Source organism: Neisseria canis, from assembly GCF_900636765.1.
GTDB lineage: Bacteria > Pseudomonadota > Gammaproteobacteria > Burkholderiales > Neisseriaceae > Neisseria > Neisseria canis.
In genome coordinates this window covers 449,399-470,878 of sequence record NZ_LR134313.1, presented here as the reverse complement: position 1 = coordinate 470,878, position 21,480 = coordinate 449,399, and the positions used below count along the sequence as shown (strand labels likewise).

Genomic DNA, 21,480 nt, shown 5'->3' with positions numbered 1-21,480 from the left:
CAAACCTCCCCAAAACCGCTATCCTTTTCCCTTTTTTTTCAGCTTCAAAACCTTCACCATGAACATCATTTCCACCATCGCATCAGAATTAAACGCCACCGCCGCCCAAATCCAAGCCGCCGTTACCTTGCTCGACGACGGCGCCACCGTGCCCTTTATCGCCCGCTACCGCAAAGAAGTTACCGGCGGGCTGGACGACACCCAACTGCGCCATCTCGCCGAGCGTCTGCAATACCTGCGCGAATTGGCAGAGCGCAAGCAAACCGTTTTAAAAAGCATTGAAGAACAAGGCAAACTCACGCCCGAGCTTCAGACGGCCATCGAAGCAGCCGACAACAAAACCGCACTCGAAGACCTCTACCTGCCCTACAAACCCAAACGCCGTACCAAAGCCCAAATCGCCCGCGAAAACGGTTTGCAGCCTTTGGCCGACAGCTTGTTGCAGAGGCCGTCTGAAAACCCTGAAACCGCCGCCGAAGCCTATCTGAACGAGCAAGTGCCCGACACCAAAGCCGCGCTCGACGGCGCGCGCGCCATTCTGATGGAACAGTTCGCCGAAGATGCCGAACTGCTCGGCAACTTGCGCGAAAAGCTGTGGAACGAAGCCGAAATCCATGCCCAAGTGGTTGCCGGACAAGAAGAAAGCGGCGAAAAATTCAAAGACTATTTCGACCACCGCGAACCCGTCCGCAGCATGCCCAGCCACCGCGCACTGGCCGTATTGCGCGGCCGCAACGAAGGCGTGCTGCAAGTCGCCCTCAAATATCAGCCCGACGAAACCCCGATCACCGAGCAGAGCGAATACGAAAAAATCATCGCCAAACATTTCGGCATCGCCGATCAAGGCCGCCCCGCCGACAAATGGCTGCGCGACACCGTGCGCCTCACATGGCGCGCCAAAATCTTCCTCTCGCTGGAGCTTGAAGCCTTAGGCCGTCTGAAAGAAGCCGCCGACACCGACGCGATTACCGTGTTCGCCCGCAACCTCAAAGACCTGCTGCTCGCCGCCCCCGCCGGCCGCCTCGCCACCATGGGCCTCGACCCCGGCTTCCGTACCGGCATCAAAACCGCCGTAGTGGACGACACCGGTAAACTGCTCGACACCGCCGTCGTCTATCTGCACCAAGAAAACAACGCCTTAGCTACCCTTGCCCGCCTCATCAAACAACACGGCGTGAAACTGATTGCCATCGGCAACGGCACCGCCAGCCGCGAAACCGACAAACTCGCCGGAGAATTGGTGAAAGGCCTGCCTGAAATGGGGCTGCATAAAATCGTCGTCTCCGAAGCCGGCGCATCCGTTTATTCCGCTTCGGAGCTGGCCGCCAAAGAATTCCCCGAGTTGGATGTTTCCCTGCGCGGAGCCGTCTCCATCGCCCGCCGTCTGCAAGACCCGCTGGCCGAATTGGTAAAAATCGACCCCAAATCCATCGGAGTCGGCCAATACCAGCACGATGTCAACCAAAGCCAACTCGCCAAATCGCTGGATGCCGTGGTGGAAGACTGCGTGAACGCCGTCGGCGTGGACGTGAACACCGCTTCCGCCCCCCTGCTCGCGCGCATTTCCGGCCTCAACAGCACGCTGGCGCAAAACATCGTTGCCTACCGCGACGAAAACGACGCATTCGACAGCCGCAAAAAACTCCTCAAAGTACCGCGTCTCGGCGAAAAAACCTACGAGCAGGCCGCCGGCTTCTTGCGCATCAACGGCGGCAAAGAACCGCTCGACGCATCCGCCGTCCACCCCGAAGCCTATCCCGTTGTCGCCAAAATGCTGGCCGACCTGCACATCAAAGCCGCCGACCTTATCGGCAACCGCGAAAAAATCAAACAAATCAAGCCCACCAGCTACACCACCGAGCAATTCGGCCTGCCCACCATCATGGACATCCTCGCCGAACTCGAAAAACCCGGCCGCGACCCGCGCGGCGAATTTCAGACGGCCACCTTTGCCGAAGGCATCAACGAAATCAGCGATTTACAAGTCGGTATGATTTTGGAAGGCGTAGTGAGCAACGTCGCCAACTTCGGCGCATTCGTCGACATCGGCGTACACCAAGACGGCCTCGTCCACATCTCCGCCTTGTCGAACCGGTTCGTTCAAGACCCGCGCGAAGTCGTCAAAGCCGGCGACGTAGTCAAAGTAAAAGTGCTGGAAGTCGATGCCGCCCGCAAACGCATCGCCCTAACCATGCGTTTGGATGACGAAGCAGGCAGCGGTTCGACAAGAAGCGGCAGGCCGTCTGAAAACCGACGCAATGATAGCAGTAGAAATCAACGCAACCCGCGCGAGCAGGCACCGACTAATTCGGCAATGGCGGATGCGTTTGCGAAGTTGAAAAGGTAAAATAACTCAATGCCAGAAAATTGATTCTATATTAAGTTATTTGAAAGTCTAATTCATGTCGAATAGTACCGTATTTGAAACTGCACACGCTTCTGTAATTGCTCTGATTGATGATTTTAAAGCTGGCGAGGCACATTATCTTTCACCCTCTTATACTGAAGCTGCTGTACGCCAAGACTTTATCGATAAGTTTTTTACCGCTCTTGGCTGGGACGTAGCCCATAATTATCAAAAAAATCCTTTTCAGCAAGAAGTTAAAGTAGAAAAAGCACAGCGGCAGGAAGGCTCGCAGGCGCAAAAGCGGGCGGATTATGCTTTTCATTTGGCACCTGATTACCGCACTGTACAATTTTTTGTAGAAGCTAAAAAACCCAGTCGCACTTTGCGCCAAAACAGCGAAGACTATTTCCAAACCGCCAAATACGGTTGGAACTCACAAACAGGCATTTCCGTGCTGACTGATTTTGAAGAATTTGTCATCATCGACTGCCGCACTAAACCCGATTTAGACACTGCCCTTACTAACGAAATCAAATATTTCAGATACACTGATTTTAGAGATGTAGACACCTTTGCCGAAGTCTACTGGCTATTTTCCCGTGAAGCAGTGTCGGCCGGCAATCTGCGCCTTTATGTGGAAGAATTGGAACACAGCCGCAGCAAAGGCAAAAGGGGGCGGCAAGGCAGTCTGTTTGGTGGTGGTTTATCCATTGACGACAGCTTTTTGGAATATATAGACAACATCCGCCTGCAAATGGCGCAAGCCTTTTATTGTGGCAATCCCAAACTTAACCCATATGAGCTGACCGAAGCCACACAGCGTACTATTGACCGCTTGGTCTTCATGCGTTTTTTGGAAGATAAGCAGATCGAGCCTGAAAACTTGCTGCACAACATCGCAAATCACAGTAAACCATGGCACAAATTCATCAGCGAGAGCAAACGCTTGGATGCCAAATATAACGGTATCGTTTTCAAACCTCATTTTATCGATCAAAATGCTTTTCTCGGTGCAGATCAAGACCTATTTCGCGATATTGCAGCCGATCTCGACCACACCAACACACCCTATGACTTTAACTACATTCCTATCCATATCTTAGGCAATATCTACGAGCGTTTTCTCGGTAAAGTAATCACCGTTTCAGACGGCAAAATAGCGATAGAACCCAAACCCGAAGTCCGCAAGGCAGGCGGTGTTTACTACACCCCAAAATACATTGTCGACTATATTGTCAAATACACCATAGGTGCACAAATAGCCGGGAAAAGCCCTACCAAAATTGCCGAAATGAAATTTGCCGATATTGCCTGCGGCAGTGGCAGCTTTCTCATTGGTGCATACGACTACTTGCTCGAATATCATAAAAACTACTACAACCAATACCCTACCGCCGCAGAAAAAGCAGGTTGCATCTGGAATGCCGAGCATGGTGTCTGGGTGCTTTCCATTAGACAGAAACAGCAAATCCTACTTAACAATATTTACGGTGTGGATATTGACTTACAAGCGGTAGAAGTCAGTCAGGTATCGCTGTTTTTAAAACTATTGGAAGACGAAACCATGACCACCGCCAACGAAATGCAGGTATTGTTTCACGAAAAAATCCTGCCTGATTTGAGTGGTAACATCAAATGCGGAAATTCTTTGATCAGCCATGAAATTTTAGACGGAGAACTGGCATTTTCAGCAGACGAAAGGCGCAAAATCAACCCGTTTGATTTTGCCATGGCATTTCCTCAAGTATTCAGACGGCCTGAAAGCGGATTTGATGCCCTGATTGGTAACCCGCCCTATGTGAAAGTAGATGACAAAACCCAACTCGCCTTTTTCAAACAGCATTTCCACTATCAAAACTACCAATACGATCTATACCTTCTTTTTCTCGAACGTTTCTACGGTTTACTGAAAACAGGCGGCAAACTCGGCGTGATTGTGCCGAATACATGGCTGCAATCCGTAACCTTCACTAATATCCGTAAGCACCTGTTGAACAGCTACCGCTGGCAAAAAATCCTGCACAGCCGCGAACATATTTTTAAAGATGCTGTGGTTGATACACATGTACTTATTTTCGACAAACAGCCGCTTCAGGCAAGCACCTGTTTGATGTCGAACTGGTTCAAAATGAAACGGCTACGGCCTATCAGCAGCTCAACCAAAAACGTTTCGACAAGGAAGGTGGCATCATCAACATACTTGCCTCCCCCGCTGAGACTGATTTGTTTGACAAAATTAAAGCACAATCACAAACCTTGGCAGATTGCACTATTTCCACTGTTGGAGTTAAACCATTTCAAACAGGTAAAGGTAAACCCAAGCAAACGAAAGACATTGTTAAAACAAAACCCTTTGTTAAAGAAAACCAGTCCAAGCCGGAAGGTGCTAATTGGAAACCGCTGTTGCGCGGCAGCTTAATGCACAAATACGAAAACTTTTGGAACGGGGATTCATGGATACAGTATGGAGAGTGGTTGGCAGAACCGAGGCAGCCGGAAATTTTTTCCGCACCTGAAAAAATTGTGATCCGTCAAACCGCCGACCGCATTATTGCCACCGTAATCGGGCCAAACATTATTTGTCGAAATAATCTGCATATTGTGCTTTCCGATACGGTAGACCATAAATTCATGCTGGCGATACTCAACTCTAAATTAGCTGACTTCTACTATTACCAACTCAATCCTGAGACAGGGGAAGCCTTGGCAGAAGTCAAGAAAACCCATGTCGAACAACTTCCATTGCCTTTGATCTCGGAGCAAAATCAAACCTTGCATGACGAACTGGCTAAGCTGGCCAGTAAAATGCTCACCGCCAAGGCAGAAGCACATACTGCCCTAAGCGACGCAGACCGCAATTTTTTTAGTAACAGAATTGAATTTCTCGAAAACAAAATCAATCAAGCTGTTTATAAAATATACCAATTAAATGAAGAAGAAATCAGTTTGATCGAACGTCGGGCTACCTGAAAGGATCTCGATTAGAACAGCTATCTTTTCTAAATGATGTAAAAAATATGATCGACAACACCCTTATCCTCTACATTACTTCAGACGGCCTCTCAATTTGTTTTACGTGAATTAGGTGGGCAGCTTTGGTTGACGCAAGCGGAAATGGCAGAGTTGTACCAAGTAACACCACAATCGATTACCCAACACATCAGAGCCATTTATCAAGAGTTTGAAATAGATGAAGCGGCAACTTGTAAGGAATACTTACAAGTTCAAATGGAAGGTGAGCGCGAGGTCAAACGGCAGTTAAAACACTATTCCCTGCCGATGATTATCGCCGTTGGCTACCGCGTGCGTTCTTCGCGCGGTACACAGTTCCGCCAATGGGCGACGCGTACTTTGGGCGAGTATCTGCAAAAAGGCTTTGTGCTGGATGACGAGCGCCTGAAAAATCCGCCGGTGGGTACCTTGCCTGCACCGGATCATTTTGATGAATTGCTGGAACGCATCCGTGATATCCGCGCTAGTGAAAAGCGGGTGTATTTACGTGTGCGTGAGATTTTTGCGCTGGCTGCGGATTATCAGCCCAGCTTTAAAGAAACCACGCAATTTTTTAAAACCATTCAAAACAAGCTGCATTTTGCCGCCACCGGGCATACTGCTGCGGAGCTGGTTTATCGGCGTGTCGATGCCTCCAAACCGTTAATGGGTTTAACGCATACAACCGATGGCGTAGTTCGTAAAACGGCCAAAAACTATTTAAACGAAAAAGAAATCAGCCAGTTAAACCGCATAGTCACTATGTGGCTGGATTTTGCCGAAGATCAGGCACAGAGAAAAAAGCAGGTGTTTTTAAAGGATTGGACGGAAAAGCTGGATCAATTTTTAGCGTTTAACGACCGTGAAGTGCTGCAAGGTGCAGGTGAAATCAGCAAAAAACAGGCCGATGCCAAAGCAGAAGCCGAATACGAACGCTATATGGCTGCGCAGCGTCAAATCAAGGAACAGCAGGGCGAAGACGATATTGCCGAATTATTGCGCCTGCAAGCTAAAAAGTCTGAAGGCCGCAAACAAACTTAAAGTTTGTCATGGCGTTGTTGCTTTGTATCGGGGATTAAGTAGTTTAACAAATGCCTGTCTGAAATCTTTTCAGACAGGCATTTATCGTTTTTAAACTAAGCGGATTTAGGGTCTTGAAACAAGAGTTTGCTGATTTCTTCCGAGGCTGCTTTCATATCGGGAACGAAAGAGAGTAGGTCATCAAGGCTTTTGCGGATGGTGGGGGCGTGGGTGTATAGGGCGGCGATAAATTGGCCGTCGGCATCAAGCACGGGTACGGAGCAGCCGACCATGCCGGAAATGAATTCTTCATCGTCAAAGCCGATGCCGGTTTTGCCGATTTTTTTTACGGCTTGTTCTAAGGCTGTGGGGTCGGTGAGTGTGTTTTGTGTCATGCGGGCGGGTTGCATATGTTCGATCAGCCGTTTTCGTTTTAATGCGGGCAGGGAGCTGAGGTAGAGCTTGCCGCCGGCCGTGCAATACAGCGGTACTTGTGTGCCGCTGGGTAGATAAACTTGTAGCGGCCAGTTGGTTTGTACGCGGTCGGTATAAGACATACAGTTGCCGTTGGGCACGCTGATGCCGCAGGTTTCGCCGATTTTGGCGGAAAGCGTGCCTAAAATTGCTATCCGTTCCGCTTGATGGTGTTTGCTTTGCCAAATGTTGACGCTCAACCTTAATGAGCGGATGCCGGGCACGATGCCGCCTTGCAAATCGGTTTGGATAAACTGTTCGCTTTCCAGCAGTTTGAGCAGGCGGTGCAGGCTGGGTTTGGGGATATCCAAATCTTGAATCAAATCTTGCGGTGTGGGCGGGCGGTCTGCGGCGGCCACTGCTTCGATAATTTCCAAAACCCGTGTGATGGATGAACCTCTGCCGGAAGACGTGTCCAATTTTCTTTCCTTCTATTTGAAATCATTAAAGATAAGCTGTTGTGAAATAAGCTGATTTATGAATCTAAAACGCTCAAAATCAATTATATATAACTTATTCTGATTGTAAACATTAGAAATTATGATTTTATCCTAAGCTTTGCTGTTTCTATAATCGGTTTAAAACGATACAAATTGTTTCAAATTAGTAAAATTTATATCAAAAAATTGATGCAGAAAATCCGCAGCAATAAGAATAAGCCGGCAGCCGATGGGTAATAAGCTTTTGGTGCAGCCGGCCCGATAAATGGGAAATGGAAGGAGAAACCGATTATGTTGAGTTTGACAGGCATTGTGCTTTCACTCGTGCTTTTGATGGTGTTGGCCTACAGGGGTGTGAGCGTGTTGATTTTGGCGCCTTTGTTGGCAATGTTGGCGGTGTTGTTTAGTGCGCCTTCGAATGAGCTTTTGGGTACGTACACGCAGGTTTTTATGCAGGGGATGGGGGGATTTGCGATTAAGTTTTTCCCGATTTTTCTATTGGGCGCGATTTTCGGCAAACTGATGGAGGATTCCGGTGCGGCGCACAGTATCGCACATACGTTGGTGGATAAATTGGGCAAACAGAAAGCTTTGCTGTCGATTGTGTTGGCTTCGGCCATTTTGACTTACGGCGGTGTGTCGGTGTTTGTGGTGACTTTTGCCGTGTACCCGATTGCGGCGGCTTTGTTCCGTGAGATTGATATTCCCAAACGTTTGATTCCCGGGGCGATTGCCGTAGGTGCGCTCACATTCACGATGACCGCCCTGCCGGGTACGCCTTCTATTCAGAATGCCATTCCGATTCCTTATTTCCAAACCGATGCGTTTGCATCTCCGGGTTTGGGTGTGATTGCCGGAGTGATTATGTTTATTTTCGGCATGATGTGGCTCAACCGCCGCCTCAAGCATGCGGCGGAAGCGGGCGAGGGCTATGGCAATCACCACGACAGCCATGTGAAAGAGCAGGATTTCAAGCATTTGCCGGGTTTGGCCAAAGCGCTGGTACCGATTATTGTGGTAATTGCGTTGAACTACGCGTTAACCAAGTTTATTTTCCCTGCGATGGATACGGCTTATTTGGCCGATAAAAAATTCGGCGGCGTTTCCCTGAATTCGGTGGTCGGCTTGTGGGCGATTATTGCGGCTTTGGTGGCGGGATGTGTGTTTCTGATTTTTGCCAACATGAAATACTGGCGCAACTTGAAAAAGTCGCTCAATGACGGTGCGATGGGTTCATTGCTGCCGATTTTCAACACGGCATCCGAAGTGGGTTACGGCTCGGTAATTGCCACTTTGGTGGGCTTTATCATTCTGCGTGATTTTATGATCGGGCTTTCTCCGGATAATCCTTTGATTTCCGAAGCGGTTGTGGTGAACGTGATGGCAGGTATTACCGGCTCGGCTTCCGGCGGCATGAGTATCGCACTCAGCGCGATGGGCGAAACCTATGTGCAGATGGCGAACCAAACCGGCACTTCGCTCGAGCTGATGCACCGTGTGGCATCAATTGCATCAGGCGGCTTGGACGCGCTGCCGCACAACGGCGCTGTGATTACCATGCTGGCGATTTGCGGTTTGACACACAGGGAATCTTATTTGGATATTTTGGTGGTTGCCGTGATTGTGCCGTTGATTGCTTTGGCTGCCGTGGTTGGGCTGGGCACCCTATTCGGTTCGTTTTAATGCCTGTCTGAAAAAAGACGGAAGATAAATAGGAGGAATTATGTCCGCACAAGTTGTATTACCCCGTTTTATGCACATCGGCAGGCACGCCTGCGAAAAGCTGCCTGAGCTGGTAAAAACTTTAGATTGCAGCAAGCCTTTGATCGTAACCGATAAAATGATGGTTCAGCTCGGCTATGTGCAACGAGTTTGCGATATTTTGAATTCAGACGGCCTTAAAGCCGATATTTACGACGATACCGTGCCTGGGCCTACCGATTCTTCGATTGAGGCGGGTGTGGAAAAAGTAAAAAACGGTAATTACGACATCATTATCGCTTTAGGCGGCGGCAGCCCGATCGACAGTGCCAAAGCCATTGCCGTGTTGGGTAAGTTCGGCGGCAATATACGCGAATACAAATTTCCGCGCCAAGTGAACGAACACGGCCTGCCGCTGATTGCCGTGCCCACCACGGCGGGAACAGGCTCGGAATGCACGCGCTTTACCATCATCACGGATGAAGCCACCAGCGAAAAACTGTTGTGCGTCGGCTTGGGATTTATGCCCGCGGCAGCAGTGATTGACTACGAGCTGACCGTGAGCGTGCCGCAGCGTACCACTGCCGATACCGGCATCGACGCGCTTACCCATGCCATCGAAGCTTATGTGAGCAAAAAAGCCAATCCGTATAGCGACGCGCAGGCTTTGGCTGCCATGAGACTGATCGGCGGCAATTTGCGCAAGGTGTACCACAACGGCAGCGACCTTGCCGCGCGCGAAGCCATGATGCTGGGTTCGACTCTGGCGGGCATTGCGTTTTCCAATGCGTCGGTTGCGTTGGTACACGGCATGAGCAGGCCGATAGGTGCGTTTTTCCATGTGCCGCACGGCTTGTCCAATGCCATGTTGCTGCCTGCCGTTACCGCCTATTCCGTGCCTGCCGCGCCGGAACGCTATGCCGAATGCGCCCGCGCAGCCGGATTCGCTTCGCATGATGACGACACGGACACGGCCAACCGGAAGCTGCTTGAGGGCTTGGTGGCTTTAAACCGTGAATTGAATGTGCCCACTTTGGCGCAGTTCGGTGTGGAGAAAGCCGAGTTCGACAAAGTGGTGGAAACCATGGCCGAGCAGGCTTTGGCTTCCGGTTCGCCCGGTAATAACCCGCGCGTACCCGAAAAAGAAGAGATTATCGCCATCTACCGCCAGCTATGGTAGCCGGGTAGACCTTTATTTTTATGAATTGAAACGGTATGGATATACCGAAACTTTAAACCAGGAGAAACAACATGAGCCAAATCATCGGTCATTTTATCAACGGAAAAATCATTGAAGACAAAGCGCGCACCCAAGATGTGTATAACCCTTCCACAGGAGAGGTAAGCAAACAGGTGGCGCTGGCTTCCAAAGCCACGGTTGAAGAAGCCATCGCAGCCGCACAAGCCGCGTTCCCCGCATGGCGGCAAACACCGGTTATGAAGCGTGCCCGCATTATGTTCAAATACAAAGAGCTGCTGGAGCAAAACCGCGACAAAATCTGCGAGCTGATCGGCTCGGAGCACGGCAAAATTTCGCATGATGCGGCGGGTGAATTGCAGCGCGGCATTGAAAATGTGGAATACGCTTGCGGCGCGCCCGAATTTTTGAAAGGCGACTTCAGCAAAAACGTAGGCCCCGATATCGATTCGTGGTGTGATTTCCAGCCTTTGGGCGTGGTGGCGGGCATTACCCCGTTCAACTTCCCGGCTATGGTACCTTTGTGGATGTTCCCGCTGGCGATTGTGTGCGGCAATACTTTCGTATTGAAGCCCTCTGAGCGCGATCCGAGCGTAGGCCTCTTTTTGGCGCAGCTGTTGCAGCAGGCAGGCCTGCCTGACGGCGTGCTGAACGTGGTAAACGGCGATAAAGAAGCCGTGGATACGCTGCTGACCGACGAGCGCGTTCAAGCCATCAGTTTTGTCGGTTCCACCCCGATTGCCAAATATATTTACAGCACCGCCACAGCACACGGCAAACGCTGCCAGGCTTTGGGCGGCGCGAAAAACCATGCCATCGTGATGCCGGATGCGGATTTGGACAATGTGGTGAATTCGCTGCTTGGCGCCGCATTCGGTTCGTCGGGCGAGCGCTGCATGGCTTTGTCGGTAGCCGTGGCGGTGGGCGACGAAATTGCCGACCGCATGGTAGCGGGCATCAAAGAAGGCATGAAAAACATGAAAGTCGGCCCGTTTTCCGATGCCGGCAACCATTTCGGCCCTTTGATTACCGCCGCGCACAAAGCAAAAGTGGAAGGCTATATCGCCAGTGCGGCGGAGCAGGGCGCAACCATCGTGGTGGACGGGCGTAACCCGTCCGTGCCGGGTTATGAAAACGGTTTCTATCTGGGCGGTACGTTGATTGATCACGTTACCCCGGAGATGACCAGCTATCAGGAAGAAATCTTCGGCCCTGTGCTACAAGTGGTGCGTGTGAAAACCATGCAGGAAGCCATGGATTTGATTAACAAACATATCTACGGCAACGGCACCTGCATCTACACCCGCGACGGTGAAGCCGCCCGTTACTTTGCCGACAACATTTTGGTCGGCATGGTCGGCATCAACATCCCGCTGCCCGTTCCGGTGGCTTACCACAGCTTCGGCGGCTGGAAACAATCGAGCTTCGGCGATTTAGGCGCTTACGGCCGCGATGGTGCGCGCTTCTACACCCGCAGAAAAACCATCACCCAACGCTGGCCGACTTCGGAAGTACGCGAAGGTGCGGTATTCTCGATGCCGACACTGGGTTAAGATCAAGACTTAAACTGATTTGAATATGCCTGTCTGAAATTTGTTTTTCAGACAGGCATATTTGTTATGTAGTCATACTTGGGTCTGACCTGCATTTCGAGTTTCAGTAATCTTGGCTACGTCCGCTTCTCCGTTGGCGCCGCCGAACGGAGCAGGATTTTCGGGGGAGTAAGGCCGCTCCCGAAGCGCAGCGACTAGCGGCCGCCCCGAAAAGCATGCGCAGTGAGGGCAGTTTGCGTAGCAAACCGGCAACCGCGGCCGCCTTTCTTTGCCTACTTTCTTTGGCGAAGCAAAGAAAGTAGGTGGCCGCGCGGCCATGAAGCGCAATCTTGAACAGCATGAAACAGACAAGTAAAAAGGACGTGCTGCCATGTCGAATTTTAAATTGGTTTGTCATAGTTGCTACAACACAATGCCTGTCTGAAACCCATTTTCAGACAGGCATTGTGTTGTGGTTGATAACGCTTTAAATCATTTCACCAAACCCGGCTTGTATAAATCAATAATGGCGGAAAAGTCCAATTGGCCTTCGTGGGTTTCGACAAAACGGTTGTATTGCGCCAGCGCCTGTTCGCCCATCGGTGTGTCGCTGCCGCAGGATTCTGCCAGCGAGCGGGCGAGGTTTAGGTCTTTCAGCATTAAGGTGGCCATGAAGCCGTTTTGATAGCTGCGGCCGGCGGGCGCGTTTTCCATCACGCCCGGATAAGGGTTGTATACATTCAGCACCCAGTTGCCGCCGGAGCTTTTCGACATGATGTCGGACAACACTTTCGCATCCAAGCCGTTTTTCACACCCAGCGCGATGGCTTCGGACGTGCCGGCCATTAAAATGCCGAGCAGCATATTGTTGCAAATCTTGGCTACCTGCCCCGCGCCGTGGCCGCCTGCGTGGAAAATATTTTTGCCCATGGCTTCAAGCACGGGTTTTGCGCGCTCGAAATCTTCGGCGCTGCCGCCCACAATAAAGCTTAAGGTGCCGGCTGCCGCGCCTGCCGTTCCGCCGGATACGGGCGCATCCAAAAAGGCAATGCCGTGTTTGGCGGCCGCTTCGGCCAGTTCGCGCGCGTCGGTGGCGGCGATGGTACTGCAATCGATTACCAGGCTGCCCGAGGCCAATTTATAGAACAATCCGTTATCCTGTTCGCCCAGATACACATTTCGCACATGCGCACCTGCCGGCAACATACTGATAACCAGCTGCGTGTTTTCTGGTAATTCAGACAGGCTGTCGATTTGGTTTGCGCCTTGGGCAACCAGATTGGCAACCGCATCTTGGTTCAAATCAAACACGGTTACGTCAAACCCTTTTTTCACCAGATTGGCCGCCATCGGTGCGCCCATATTGCCCAAGCCGATAAACACGATTTTGATTTTTTCAGACATGGTTTTCTCCTTTGCTTACGAATTTTGCCACTTTAAACATAGCAAATTTCCGCTATTTGATACAAATTGTATTATTTTATGCATTTCATCATGAAAAATGATGAAGTTGGAATTTAAGCGGTTTATTGTTTATAGTGAAGCCCTTTTGAGAATGCCTGTCTGAAAACCATGGATGAACATCTGTTAATCGAAACCCACCCCTTGCCCCCTTTCACGCCCGCCAATGCCAAGCTCTTGATGCTCGGCTCGTTCCCGCCGCCGCAGGCGCGTTGGAAGATGGATTTTTATTATCCGAATTTTCAAAACGATATGTGGCGGATTTTCGGTTTGGTGTTTTTCGGCGATAAGGATTATTTTGTCGAAGCAGGCGGGAAAGCGTTTAAAGAAAAGCCGTTGCGGGCATTTTTGGCGGATAAAGGCATTGCCATCAGCGATACGGCGCATAAGGTAATCCGCTTGCAGGGCAATGCTTCGGATAAGTTTTTGCAGATTGTCGAGCCGGTGGATTTGCAGGGATTGTTGGCGGAGATGCCGCTTTGCCAAACAGTGATGACAACCGGCGAGCTGGCAACGGATACTCTGCTTTCTTTGATGCCGCCCGATACGGGCAAGCCGAAAATCGGCGGGTTTGCCGAAGCGGCGTTTTCAGACAGGCATTTGCGTTTATACCGCCTGCCGTCTTCTTCGCGGGCATATCCGTTGGCTTTGGAGAAAAAGGCCGAGATTTACGGTCGGTTTTTTGCGGAAATCAGTTTGTTGTTATAGTTAATACGCTTACATAATAATGATGCCGTCATACTCGGGTCAAGCCCGAGTATGACGGTTCAGACAGGCATTTGCTTAACGCATTACATTGCCCCAATCCTGCTCGAAATAGCTCACCAGAATCTGTGTGTTTAAGAAATTCGGCTCTACTTTCCGGCGCGCCATGTCGGGCGGAAAGCGGAACATTTCGGCAGCGGTTTGTCCGTTGAGGAAACGGGTGGCCACGTCAAATTTTTCGGGCAAAGGGAAATGGTTGTTTCTCCCCGCCAACACAAATCCCCACTCGCCGAAAGAGGGCACATAAACGTGATACGGCGCGGTGTAAAGCCCCGCCGCTTCGAGCGTGGCCACGATCGACCAATAAGCGTTGGGCGCGAAATAGGGCGAGGTGGACTGCACGGAAATCAAGCCGTTGGGCGCGAGATGGCGCGCAACCAGCCGGTAAACGGGCACGGAATAAAGCTTGCCTAGCGAGAAATTGGCCGGGTCGGGAAAATCGATAATGATCACGTCGAACTTGCCGCCGGTTTCCTCCAGCCATTTGGCCGCGTCGGCGTTCACAATATGCATCTTCGGGTGGCTGAGCGAGCGGTTGTTGAGCTTGCTCAATTCGCCGGAATGCTTGAACGTGTCGGTCATATGCGGGTCGAGATCGACCAGCGTTACCTTATTCACCTGCGGGTATTTCAACACTTCGCGCGCGGCCAGCCCGTCGCCGCCGCCCAGAATCAGAACGTTTTGCGCATTCGGCACCATCTGCATGGCCGGCAGCACCAGAGCCTCGTGGTAACGCGCCTCGTCGCGCGAGGAAAATTGCAGGTTGCCGTTGATATAAAGCCGCGTGTCGTCTTTCCAGCGCGTGACCACCAAGCGCTGGTAAGGAGAGTGGCTTTCATACACAATCGGGTCGCCGAAATAGCTTTGTTCGGCCTTGAATGTAATCTTATTGGCATAAACAAAGCCTAAGCCCAAAATCAGCAACACAAACACGCCGCGGGTTTGGATGGCGCGGTAACGCGGCAGCTGGCTTTTGAACACCTTGGCGGTCAACACTGCCACCGCGGCATTGAGCAGGCCGAACAACAAAGCCGAACGCGCCATGCCGAGCTTGGGCGCCAGCACCAGCGGAAACAGCAGCGACACGGCCAGCGCGCCGAGATAGTCGAAAGTGAGCACGCGCGAAACCAGCTCTTTAAAATCGGCCTGCTGCTGGTTGAGCACCCGCATCACCAGCGGGATTTCCATGCCCACAACCGTGCCCACGGTTAACACCAGCGCGTAAAGCAGCGTGCGGAACGGCGCGGCGGAAAGCCCGAACGACACAAACAGCGCCAGCGCCGACACGCCGCCGATAATCCCCACCAGCAGCTCGATTTCGATAAAACGCGCCAGCGCGTCTTCGTCTTTGATGTATTTGGTTAAGTGCGCCCCGATGCCCATGGCAAAAAGATACAGCCCGATGATGGAGGAAAACTGCAAAATGCTGTCGCCCAAAAGATAGCTGGCCAGCGCCGCCATAATCAGCTCGTAGGCCAGCCCGCAGCTGGCTACGATGAACACGGAGATAATCAGGGTGCGGTTGAGTTTCATGGTTTCAGACAGGCATTTGGGGAGAAAGGGATTATAACAGTATGCCTGTCTGAACATGGGTTTCAGACAGGCATTGTGTTATTCAAGCATGAGCAGACTTGCCATAAACTGTTGCGCCGTCGGTTGCGGTTGCGCTTCATGGCTGCGCGGCCACTTACTTTCTTTGCTTCGCCAAAGAAAGTAAGCAAAGAAAGGCGACCGCGGTTGCCGGTTTGCTGCGCAAACTGCCCTCACTGCGCGGAATTTTCGGTGCGGCCGCTAGTCGCTTCGCTCCGGGAGCGGCCTTGTTTCCCCGAAAACCCCGCTCCGTTCGGCGGCTCGGCGGCGCTGGTGGGTAAGTTGCCCCCGCCCGAATGTCAGCCTGCTTCGCCGTTTCGGCTGATCGGGTAATATGCTATGTTGTTGATGCCATCTGATTGTTCGTGAAAACACAATCAATACAACAAGATGCCTGTCTGAATCCGGTATTCAGACAGGCATTCTTTTTTGAAGGAACAACAGGTTTTTATGGCATAATAAAACCCTGTTTTTGCAACCGAATGGAGCAACCGTGAGCATTTCCCCCGCACAATACCTGCTTTATCTGCAATATATGCTGGTCGGCGTCTTGATGACGGTGGCCTTTGGCGCCATTTACCTGCGCATCACGCCCGCCGAAGAAATCCGCCTGATAAGAAACGGCAATCTGGCTTGCGCATTGTCGTTTGGCGGCGCCTTGGTCGGCTTTTGCCTGCCGCTGGCTTCCAGCATCGCCCACAGCGTGAACCTGCCTGATTTTATGTTGTGGGGGTTGGGCGCGGCTGTGATTCAGATTCTGGTTTATTTCGCCGCCACCAGAATCGTGCGCGATGCCGATAAAGAGCTGGTTAACAACAACGTTGCGGTAGGCGCCTTGTTCGGTGCGTTTTCCATCAGCATCGGCCTGTTGAACGCAGCCTGTTTGAGCTGATTGCCGTTTCCCTCCACCCAAGCGCGCGTTGCGCGCCCGTTCAAAAAGGAATAGCCCATGCTTGGCAGTTTTATCAAGAAGCAGTTTATTGATGTAATCCAATGGCCCGATCCCGACGAATCGCTGCTGGTGTGGCGTTTCCCGATGGCCGACGAAGAGATTCAAAACGGCGCCAGCCTTACGGTGCGCGAGGCGCAGATGGCGATGTTTGTCGACGAGGGCAAAACCGCCGATGTGTTCTCCCCCGGCCGCTACACGCTCAATACCAACACGCTGCCCGTGCTTACCAACCTGAAAAACTGGGATAAGCTTTTTCAATCGCCCTTTAAATCAGACGTTTATTTCTTCAACACCAAGCAGCAGCTGGCACGCAAATGGGGCACGGCGCAGCCGGTAACCGTGCGCGATGCCGAATTCGGCGTGGTGCAGCTGCGCTCGTTCGGCATGTATTCCTACCGCATCAGCGACCCGGCGGCATTTTTCAGGGAAGTTTCGGGCGTTACCGCGGCCTACAGCGGCGAGCAGCTTGAGCAGCAATTGCGCAATATCGCGATGACCCAGCTGGCCGCCGCCTTCGGCACATCGGGCATTCCGTTTCTCGATATGGCGGCGAACCAAGTGCTGCTGTCGCAAAAAATGGGCGAACTGCTCGCACCTGAGTTTGCCAAACTCGGTTTGCTATTGGAAAACTTTACCGTTGAAAGCATCACATTGCCCGAAGCCGTGCAAAAAGCGCTCGACAGCAGAATGTCTATGGGCATCATCGGCGATTTGGGCAAATACACGCAATACCAAACCGCCGAAGCCATTCCGATGGCGGCGCAAAACGAAGGCGGCCTGGCCGGTATCGGCGCAGGTTTGGGCGTGGGCGCCGGAGTGGGGCAGGCAATGGCCGGAGCGATGGCGGGCATGATGCAGCCGCAGCAAGCAGCCGCCGCACCGCAGCCGCAAACTGCCGCGCCGCAGGCGGAAGATCCGCAGGCTAAGTTGGGCAAACTCAAAACCCTGCTGGACGAAGGTTTGATTTCTGCCGAAGACTACGAACAAGCCAAAGCCGAAGTGTTGAAACAACTGATAGGCTGATGCCCCGAATGCCTGTCTGAAAACATGGTTTGTGTTTTCAGACAGGCATTGTCTGATACAAGCGACTTTCTATGAGCGAACCCCTATTCAAAACCGACTGCCCCAGTTGCGGCGCGCCCGTGCACGCGCATTCCGCTACTGCGGTTACGCTGGTGTGCGGCTATTGCAACAGCATGCTGGTGCGCCATGATGACAGCATTGCCGACACCGGTCGCGATTCCGCGCTGCTGGAAGATTTCAGCCCGCTGCAAATCGGCACCACAGGCAAATTCAGCACCCGGGATTTCACGCTTATCGGCCGCCTGCAGGTGCGCTACGACGAAGGCATGTGGAATGAGTGGTACGCTTTGTTTGCCGACGGCACCACCGGCTGGCTCTCGGAAGCGGGCGACCGCTATGTGTTTACGCAGGAAATCGGCAATCTGCCTGCCGACACGCCTGAATTCGACAGCATCCGCGCCGGTTTCAGCACGTTTACCTTACAAAACAAAAAATTTCTCGCATCGGATGTGCGCACCATCACGCTGAAACGCTCGGCGGCGCAGGGCGAATTGCCGTTCGAGCTGAAAGCCGAAAGCGTTAACCGCGTGGCAGACTGGCGTTGGGAGCATTTGTTTCTCACGCTGGATTATGCGCAAAAGCAGCCGCAGGGCTTTCTCGGTAAAGGCGTCACGCTGGACGAGCTGCACCTTGCCAACACGCGCAGCGACGATCAGATTAATCAGGCGGCAGGCAGCCTCAAAGGCGTGCGCGAATCGGAAAACTGCCCGAATTGCGGCTCGCCCGTGCAATGGGTAAACGGCTTAACCGATTTGGTTATCTGCCCTTCGTGCGGCAGCGAGCTGGACACTTCTGCCGGCAAAGCCGAGCTGATCCAAGCCAACACAATGCGCAAAGCGCAGGAAAAAGCGTTTACGCTGCCTTTGGGTTCGCGCGGCAAAATCAACAACAAAACCTACACCGTTATCGGCGCGCTGCGCAAAGACGAATTGGAAGGGGAAACCGCGTTTGACGCGCTTTACGGCAAAGTGCCGCAAGGCTTCGTGCCGCAAGGCTCTTGGTTTGAATACCTGCTTTACCATCCGCAGGCCGGCTTTTTATGGCTGGTGGAAACTTCCGAGGGCGAATGGAGCCTGTCTGAAACATTGGATGTTTGGCCGCGCCTCGACATCAACGGCCAGCCGCAAGGCTGCCCCAAGCTTTATGATTACGGCGGCCGGGTCAACTATGCGGCGGGCGCGTTTTATTGGCATATCCGGCAAGGCGACATCAATTATTATTCCGACTATAAACAAGGCCATGAAAAGCTGAGTGCCGAATATTCGCCGAATGAGCTGGCGTGGAGCAAAAGCACGCCGGTCGGCTACCGGCAAATTGCCGAATGGTTCAACCTGCCGGATAAAAAGCCGGAATATACCGAAAAAATGCAGGCGGAAGGCGCATCGGAAGGCGCGCTGATCGTTATGCTGGCGGTTTTGGTGTTTGTGAACCTGCCTGCGCTGTTTGTGTCGGAAGACTTCATGATGTCGGTGATGCTGTTGGGCGTAGGCGCTTATTTGGTGTTTCACCGGAGAAAAGAAGAAGGCGTTACCATGGCAGGCTTTGTTGCGTTTTCCGTTGCATTGATTTTGTTGATTACTTTTGTGAATTATATGATGCTGGCCGATACGGGCGGCAGCAGCGGTTATATCGGCGGCAGCGGCAGCGGCGGTTTCTCAGGAGGCCATAAATGAGCTACCAGCCGGGCAGCCACGGTTTGCTGGATTTATACGGCTGCGATGCGGCAATGCTGCGCGACGAGGCCTGTCTGAAAAACCTGCTGCACCAAGCGGCGGCAGTGGCGGGTGCCACCGTGTTGGGCGGGCATTTCCACCGTTTCGGCGGCGAAGGCGGCGTAACCGGCGTGCTGCTTTTGGCCGAATCGCATATCAGCATCCACACCTGGCCGGAACACGGCTTTGCCGCGCTGGATATTTTTTTGTGCGGCGAAATGCAGATAGAGCAGGCCAAACGGTTTTTATGCGAAGCCTTTCAGCCGCAGCAGCAGGCATGGCGTGTGGAAAAACGCGGCGCGCAGCTCGGGCAGCTTATTCATAGTGAATCAACTTAAAAATGGCGCACCGTCATACCCGAGTCAAGCCCGAGTATGACGGCATCGTTACTATGCAGGCGGTGTAATTATAATTAAATGCCTGTCTGAAACCCGCTTTCAGACAGGCATGGTTTATGCGATAATCGCACCGATTTCAGCAACGGAACCCATATGAAACAGCAAATGCCCCATCCGGCAAACGACACTCGAGCAGCCGCCATCCGTTGCCGCGGCCGCGCCCGTTTTGTTTAAGCAAGCAAACGGGCTTTTTTGTGGCCGTTGCGCCGGCAAAACTTAAAGGAACCACGATGGCTAATCTTTTATACCGACAGAATCTGATTTCCATTTCCGATCTTTCCAACGAGCAGCTCGAATTGTTGCTGCACACGGCGCTCAAGCTCAAAGCCGAGCCGCGCAGCGATTTGCTGGCAGGCAAATTGATCGGTTCCTGCTTTTTCGAGCCTTCCACCCGTACACGCCTCTCATTTGAAACCGCCGTACAGCGGTTGGGCGGCAAAGTGATCGGCTTTGCCGACGGAGCCAACACCAGTGCGAAAAAAGGCGAAACGCTGGCCGACACCGCGCGCATCATCTCCAGCTACACAGATGCCATCATCCAGCGCCACCCCAAAGACGGCGCAGCGCGCGTGGCAGCGGAATTTTCCAGCGTGCCCGTGATTAACGCCGGCGACGGCACCAACCAGCATCCCAGCCAAACCCTGCTGGATTTGGTTACCATCCATGAAACGCAAGGCACGCTCGGCAATCTGAAAATCGCCATGGCAGGCGATTTGAAATACGGACGCACCGTGCATTCGCTGGCACAGGCGCTCAAGCGCTGGGGGTGCAGCTTCGCTTTTGTTTCCCCGCCCAGCCTGGCAATGCCCGCTTACATTACCGAAGAGCTGGATGAAGCCGGCTGCCGCTATGAAATCCTGCCCGATTTGGAAAGCGCCGTCGAATGGGCCGACGTCCTCTACATGACCCGCGTGCAGCGCGAACGTTTCGACGAACAGGAGTTTGCCAAAATCCAAGGCAAATTCAACCTGAGCGCCGACATGCTGGGCAACGCCAAAGACAATCTGCGCATCCTCCACCCGCTGCCGCGCGTTGACGAAATCCACCCGAACGTCGATGCCACGCCTTATGCCTATTATTTCGAGCAGGCCACCAACGGCGTGTATGCGCGGATGGCGATTTTGTCTTTGATTTTGAACGAAGAAGTGTAAGGAGCGCGAGATGGATAAGAAACAATACAGCGTAGAAGCCATTCAGACAGGCACGGTTATCGACCACATCCCGGCAGGCAAAGGTTTGACGATTCTGCGCCAATTCAAGCTGCTGCATTACGGCAGCGCCGTAACCGTGGGTTTCAACCTGCCGAGCAAAACGCAGGGTTGTAAAGACATCGTGAAAATTTCCGGCGTGCATTTCGACGAACAAACCGCCAACCGCCTGGCCTTGTTTGCGCCCGAAGCCACGGTTAACGTGATTGAAGATTTCAAAGTCGTGCAAAAAATGCAGCTGCGCCTGCCCGAAGCCATCAGCGAAGTGTTCCGCTGCCCCAATCTGAACTGCGCCAGCCGCGAAGAGCCGGTAAAAAGCCGTTTTTATGTGAACACGCAAGGCGGCCAAACCAAGCTGAAATGCCATTATTGCGAAAAAACCTTCCCGCGCGATGTGGTGGTGGAGGCGTAAAGATGGTGCGTTGGGTTTAAATGTGGGACTAAAAAATGATGCCTGTCTGAAACCGTTTTCAGACAGGCATTTTGAATCATTTCAATTTCCCCCACATATGCTTTGAGCACGGAATCCAATTGGTTTTTGATGTTTTCTTTCACAAAAGCCGTCATTCATCATTTAGGGCTAATCTACTTCAGCCCCTATTTTTTGG

At 52.3% G+C, this 21,480-nt stretch carries 18 protein-coding genes and 1 pseudogene; 15 read left to right on the top strand and 4 right to left on the bottom strand.

All coding sequences use genetic code 11. The annotated features are described in order from the left end of the window. The first annotated feature begins 58 nt into the window (after positions 1-58). The 4 genes and pseudogenes from EL143_RS02240 (at position 59) to EL143_RS02230 (ending at position 6,379) form a co-directional block, all read left to right on the top strand. Entirely contained in the window at positions 59-2,347 is a 2,289-nt protein-coding gene (locus tag EL143_RS02240; RefSeq protein ID WP_085415500.1) for a Tex family protein, read from the top strand. Between the two features lie 55 nt (positions 2,348-2,402). Beyond that, complete coding sequence (locus EL143_RS02235) at positions 2,403-4,766, top strand: Eco57I restriction-modification methylase domain-containing protein (protein ID WP_197719612.1); 2,364 nt, start codon at positions 2,403-2,405, stop codon at positions 4,764-4,766. Continuing rightward, on the top strand, positions 4,766-5,317 hold the full coding sequence (locus EL143_RS12405; RefSeq protein WP_197719611.1) for a TaqI-like C-terminal specificity domain-containing protein: 552 nt from the start codon (positions 4,766-4,768) through the stop codon (positions 5,315-5,317). Before EL143_RS02235 ends, EL143_RS12405 begins: the two co-directional genes overlap by 1 nt. Positions 5,318-5,364: 47 nt before the next feature. Next, a pseudogene (locus EL143_RS02230) lies at positions 5,365-6,379 on the top strand (virulence RhuM family protein). A 95-nt stretch (positions 6,380-6,474) separates the two neighbouring features. Here the strand turns inward: EL143_RS02230 and EL143_RS02225 are convergent. Then, complete coding sequence (locus tag EL143_RS02225; RefSeq protein ID WP_085415499.1) at positions 6,475-7,251, bottom strand: IclR family transcriptional regulator; 777 nt, start codon at positions 7,249-7,251, stop codon at positions 6,475-6,477. 312 nt (positions 7,252-7,563) lie between these two features. On the opposite strand from EL143_RS02225, the gene EL143_RS02220 reads away from it, so the two are divergent. The 3 genes from EL143_RS02220 to EL143_RS02210 all read left to right on the top strand — a co-directional run bounded on the left by EL143_RS02220 (position 7,564) and on the right by EL143_RS02210 (position 11,724). Then, entirely contained in the window at positions 7,564-8,955 is a 1,392-nt protein-coding gene (locus EL143_RS02220) for a GntP family permease (RefSeq protein WP_085415498.1), read from the top strand. Between the two features lie 40 nt (positions 8,956-8,995). Beyond that, positions 8,996-10,153, top strand: a complete 1,158-nt coding sequence (locus EL143_RS02215; RefSeq protein ID WP_085415497.1) for an iron-containing alcohol dehydrogenase — start codon at positions 8,996-8,998, stop codon at positions 10,151-10,153. A gap of 71 nt (positions 10,154-10,224) precedes the next feature. Then, positions 10,225-11,724: a CoA-acylating methylmalonate-semialdehyde dehydrogenase gene (locus tag EL143_RS02210; protein ID WP_085415496.1), complete on the top strand. Its 1,500-nt coding sequence runs from the start codon at positions 10,225-10,227 to the stop codon at positions 11,722-11,724. A 471-nt stretch (positions 11,725-12,195) separates the two neighbouring features. Here EL143_RS02210 and mmsB read toward each other — a convergent pair whose 3' ends face one another. Continuing rightward, a complete protein-coding gene (gene mmsB / locus EL143_RS02205; RefSeq protein ID WP_085415495.1) occupies positions 12,196-13,107 on the bottom strand; it encodes a 3-hydroxyisobutyrate dehydrogenase in 912 nt (303 codons plus the stop codon). A gap of 168 nt (positions 13,108-13,275) precedes the next feature. On the opposite strand from mmsB, the gene EL143_RS02200 reads away from it, so the two are divergent. Then, entirely contained in the window at positions 13,276-13,872 is a 597-nt protein-coding gene (locus EL143_RS02200; RefSeq protein ID WP_085415494.1) for a uracil-DNA glycosylase family protein, read from the top strand. Positions 13,873-13,947: 75 nt separating this feature from the next. Here EL143_RS02200 and EL143_RS02195 read toward each other — a convergent pair whose 3' ends face one another. Continuing rightward, on the bottom strand, positions 13,948-15,462 hold the full coding sequence (locus EL143_RS02195) for a polyamine aminopropyltransferase (protein ID WP_085415493.1): 1,515 nt from the start codon (positions 15,460-15,462) through the stop codon (positions 13,948-13,950). Positions 15,463-15,711: 249 nt separating this feature from the next. Here EL143_RS02195 and EL143_RS12205 point away from each other — a divergent pair, with 249 nt between their 5' ends. The 7 genes from EL143_RS12205 (at position 15,712) to pyrI (ending at position 21,284) form a co-directional block, all read left to right on the top strand. After that, entirely contained in the window at positions 15,712-15,852 is a 141-nt protein-coding gene (locus EL143_RS12205; protein WP_158087807.1) for a hypothetical protein, read from the top strand. 160 nt (positions 15,853-16,012) lie between these two features. After that, on the top strand, positions 16,013-16,411 hold the full coding sequence (locus tag EL143_RS02185; protein WP_197719610.1) for a DUF350 domain-containing protein: 399 nt from the start codon (positions 16,013-16,015) through the stop codon (positions 16,409-16,411). A gap of 57 nt (positions 16,412-16,468) precedes the next feature. After that, entirely contained in the window at positions 16,469-17,494 is a 1,026-nt protein-coding gene (locus EL143_RS02180) for an SPFH domain-containing protein (RefSeq protein ID WP_085415492.1), read from the top strand. A gap of 71 nt (positions 17,495-17,565) precedes the next feature. Further along, on the top strand, positions 17,566-19,227 hold the full coding sequence (locus tag EL143_RS02175) for a DUF4178 domain-containing protein (RefSeq protein WP_085415491.1): 1,662 nt from the start codon (positions 17,566-17,568) through the stop codon (positions 19,225-19,227). Then, positions 19,224-19,604: an adenosylmethionine decarboxylase gene (speD, locus tag EL143_RS02170; protein WP_085415490.1), complete on the top strand. Its 381-nt coding sequence runs from the start codon at positions 19,224-19,226 to the stop codon at positions 19,602-19,604. The genes EL143_RS02175 and speD overlap by 4 nt, the downstream gene beginning before the upstream one ends. 290 nt (positions 19,605-19,894) lie before the next feature. Then, positions 19,895-20,815, top strand: a complete 921-nt coding sequence (gene pyrB, locus EL143_RS02165; protein ID WP_085415518.1) for an aspartate carbamoyltransferase — start codon at positions 19,895-19,897, stop codon at positions 20,813-20,815. A gap of 10 nt (positions 20,816-20,825) precedes the next feature. Continuing rightward, complete coding sequence (gene pyrI, locus EL143_RS02160; RefSeq protein ID WP_085415489.1) at positions 20,826-21,284, top strand: aspartate carbamoyltransferase regulatory subunit; 459 nt, start codon at positions 20,826-20,828, stop codon at positions 21,282-21,284. Here the strand turns inward: pyrI and EL143_RS02155 are convergent. Then, the gene (locus tag EL143_RS02155) at positions 21,239-21,439 is read right to left on the bottom strand and encodes a hypothetical protein (protein WP_126326509.1); all 201 of its coding nucleotides are present in this window, start codon (positions 21,437-21,439) and stop codon (positions 21,239-21,241) included. The genes pyrI and EL143_RS02155 overlap by 46 nt on opposite strands. Between the last annotated feature and the right edge of the window lie 41 nt (positions 21,440-21,480).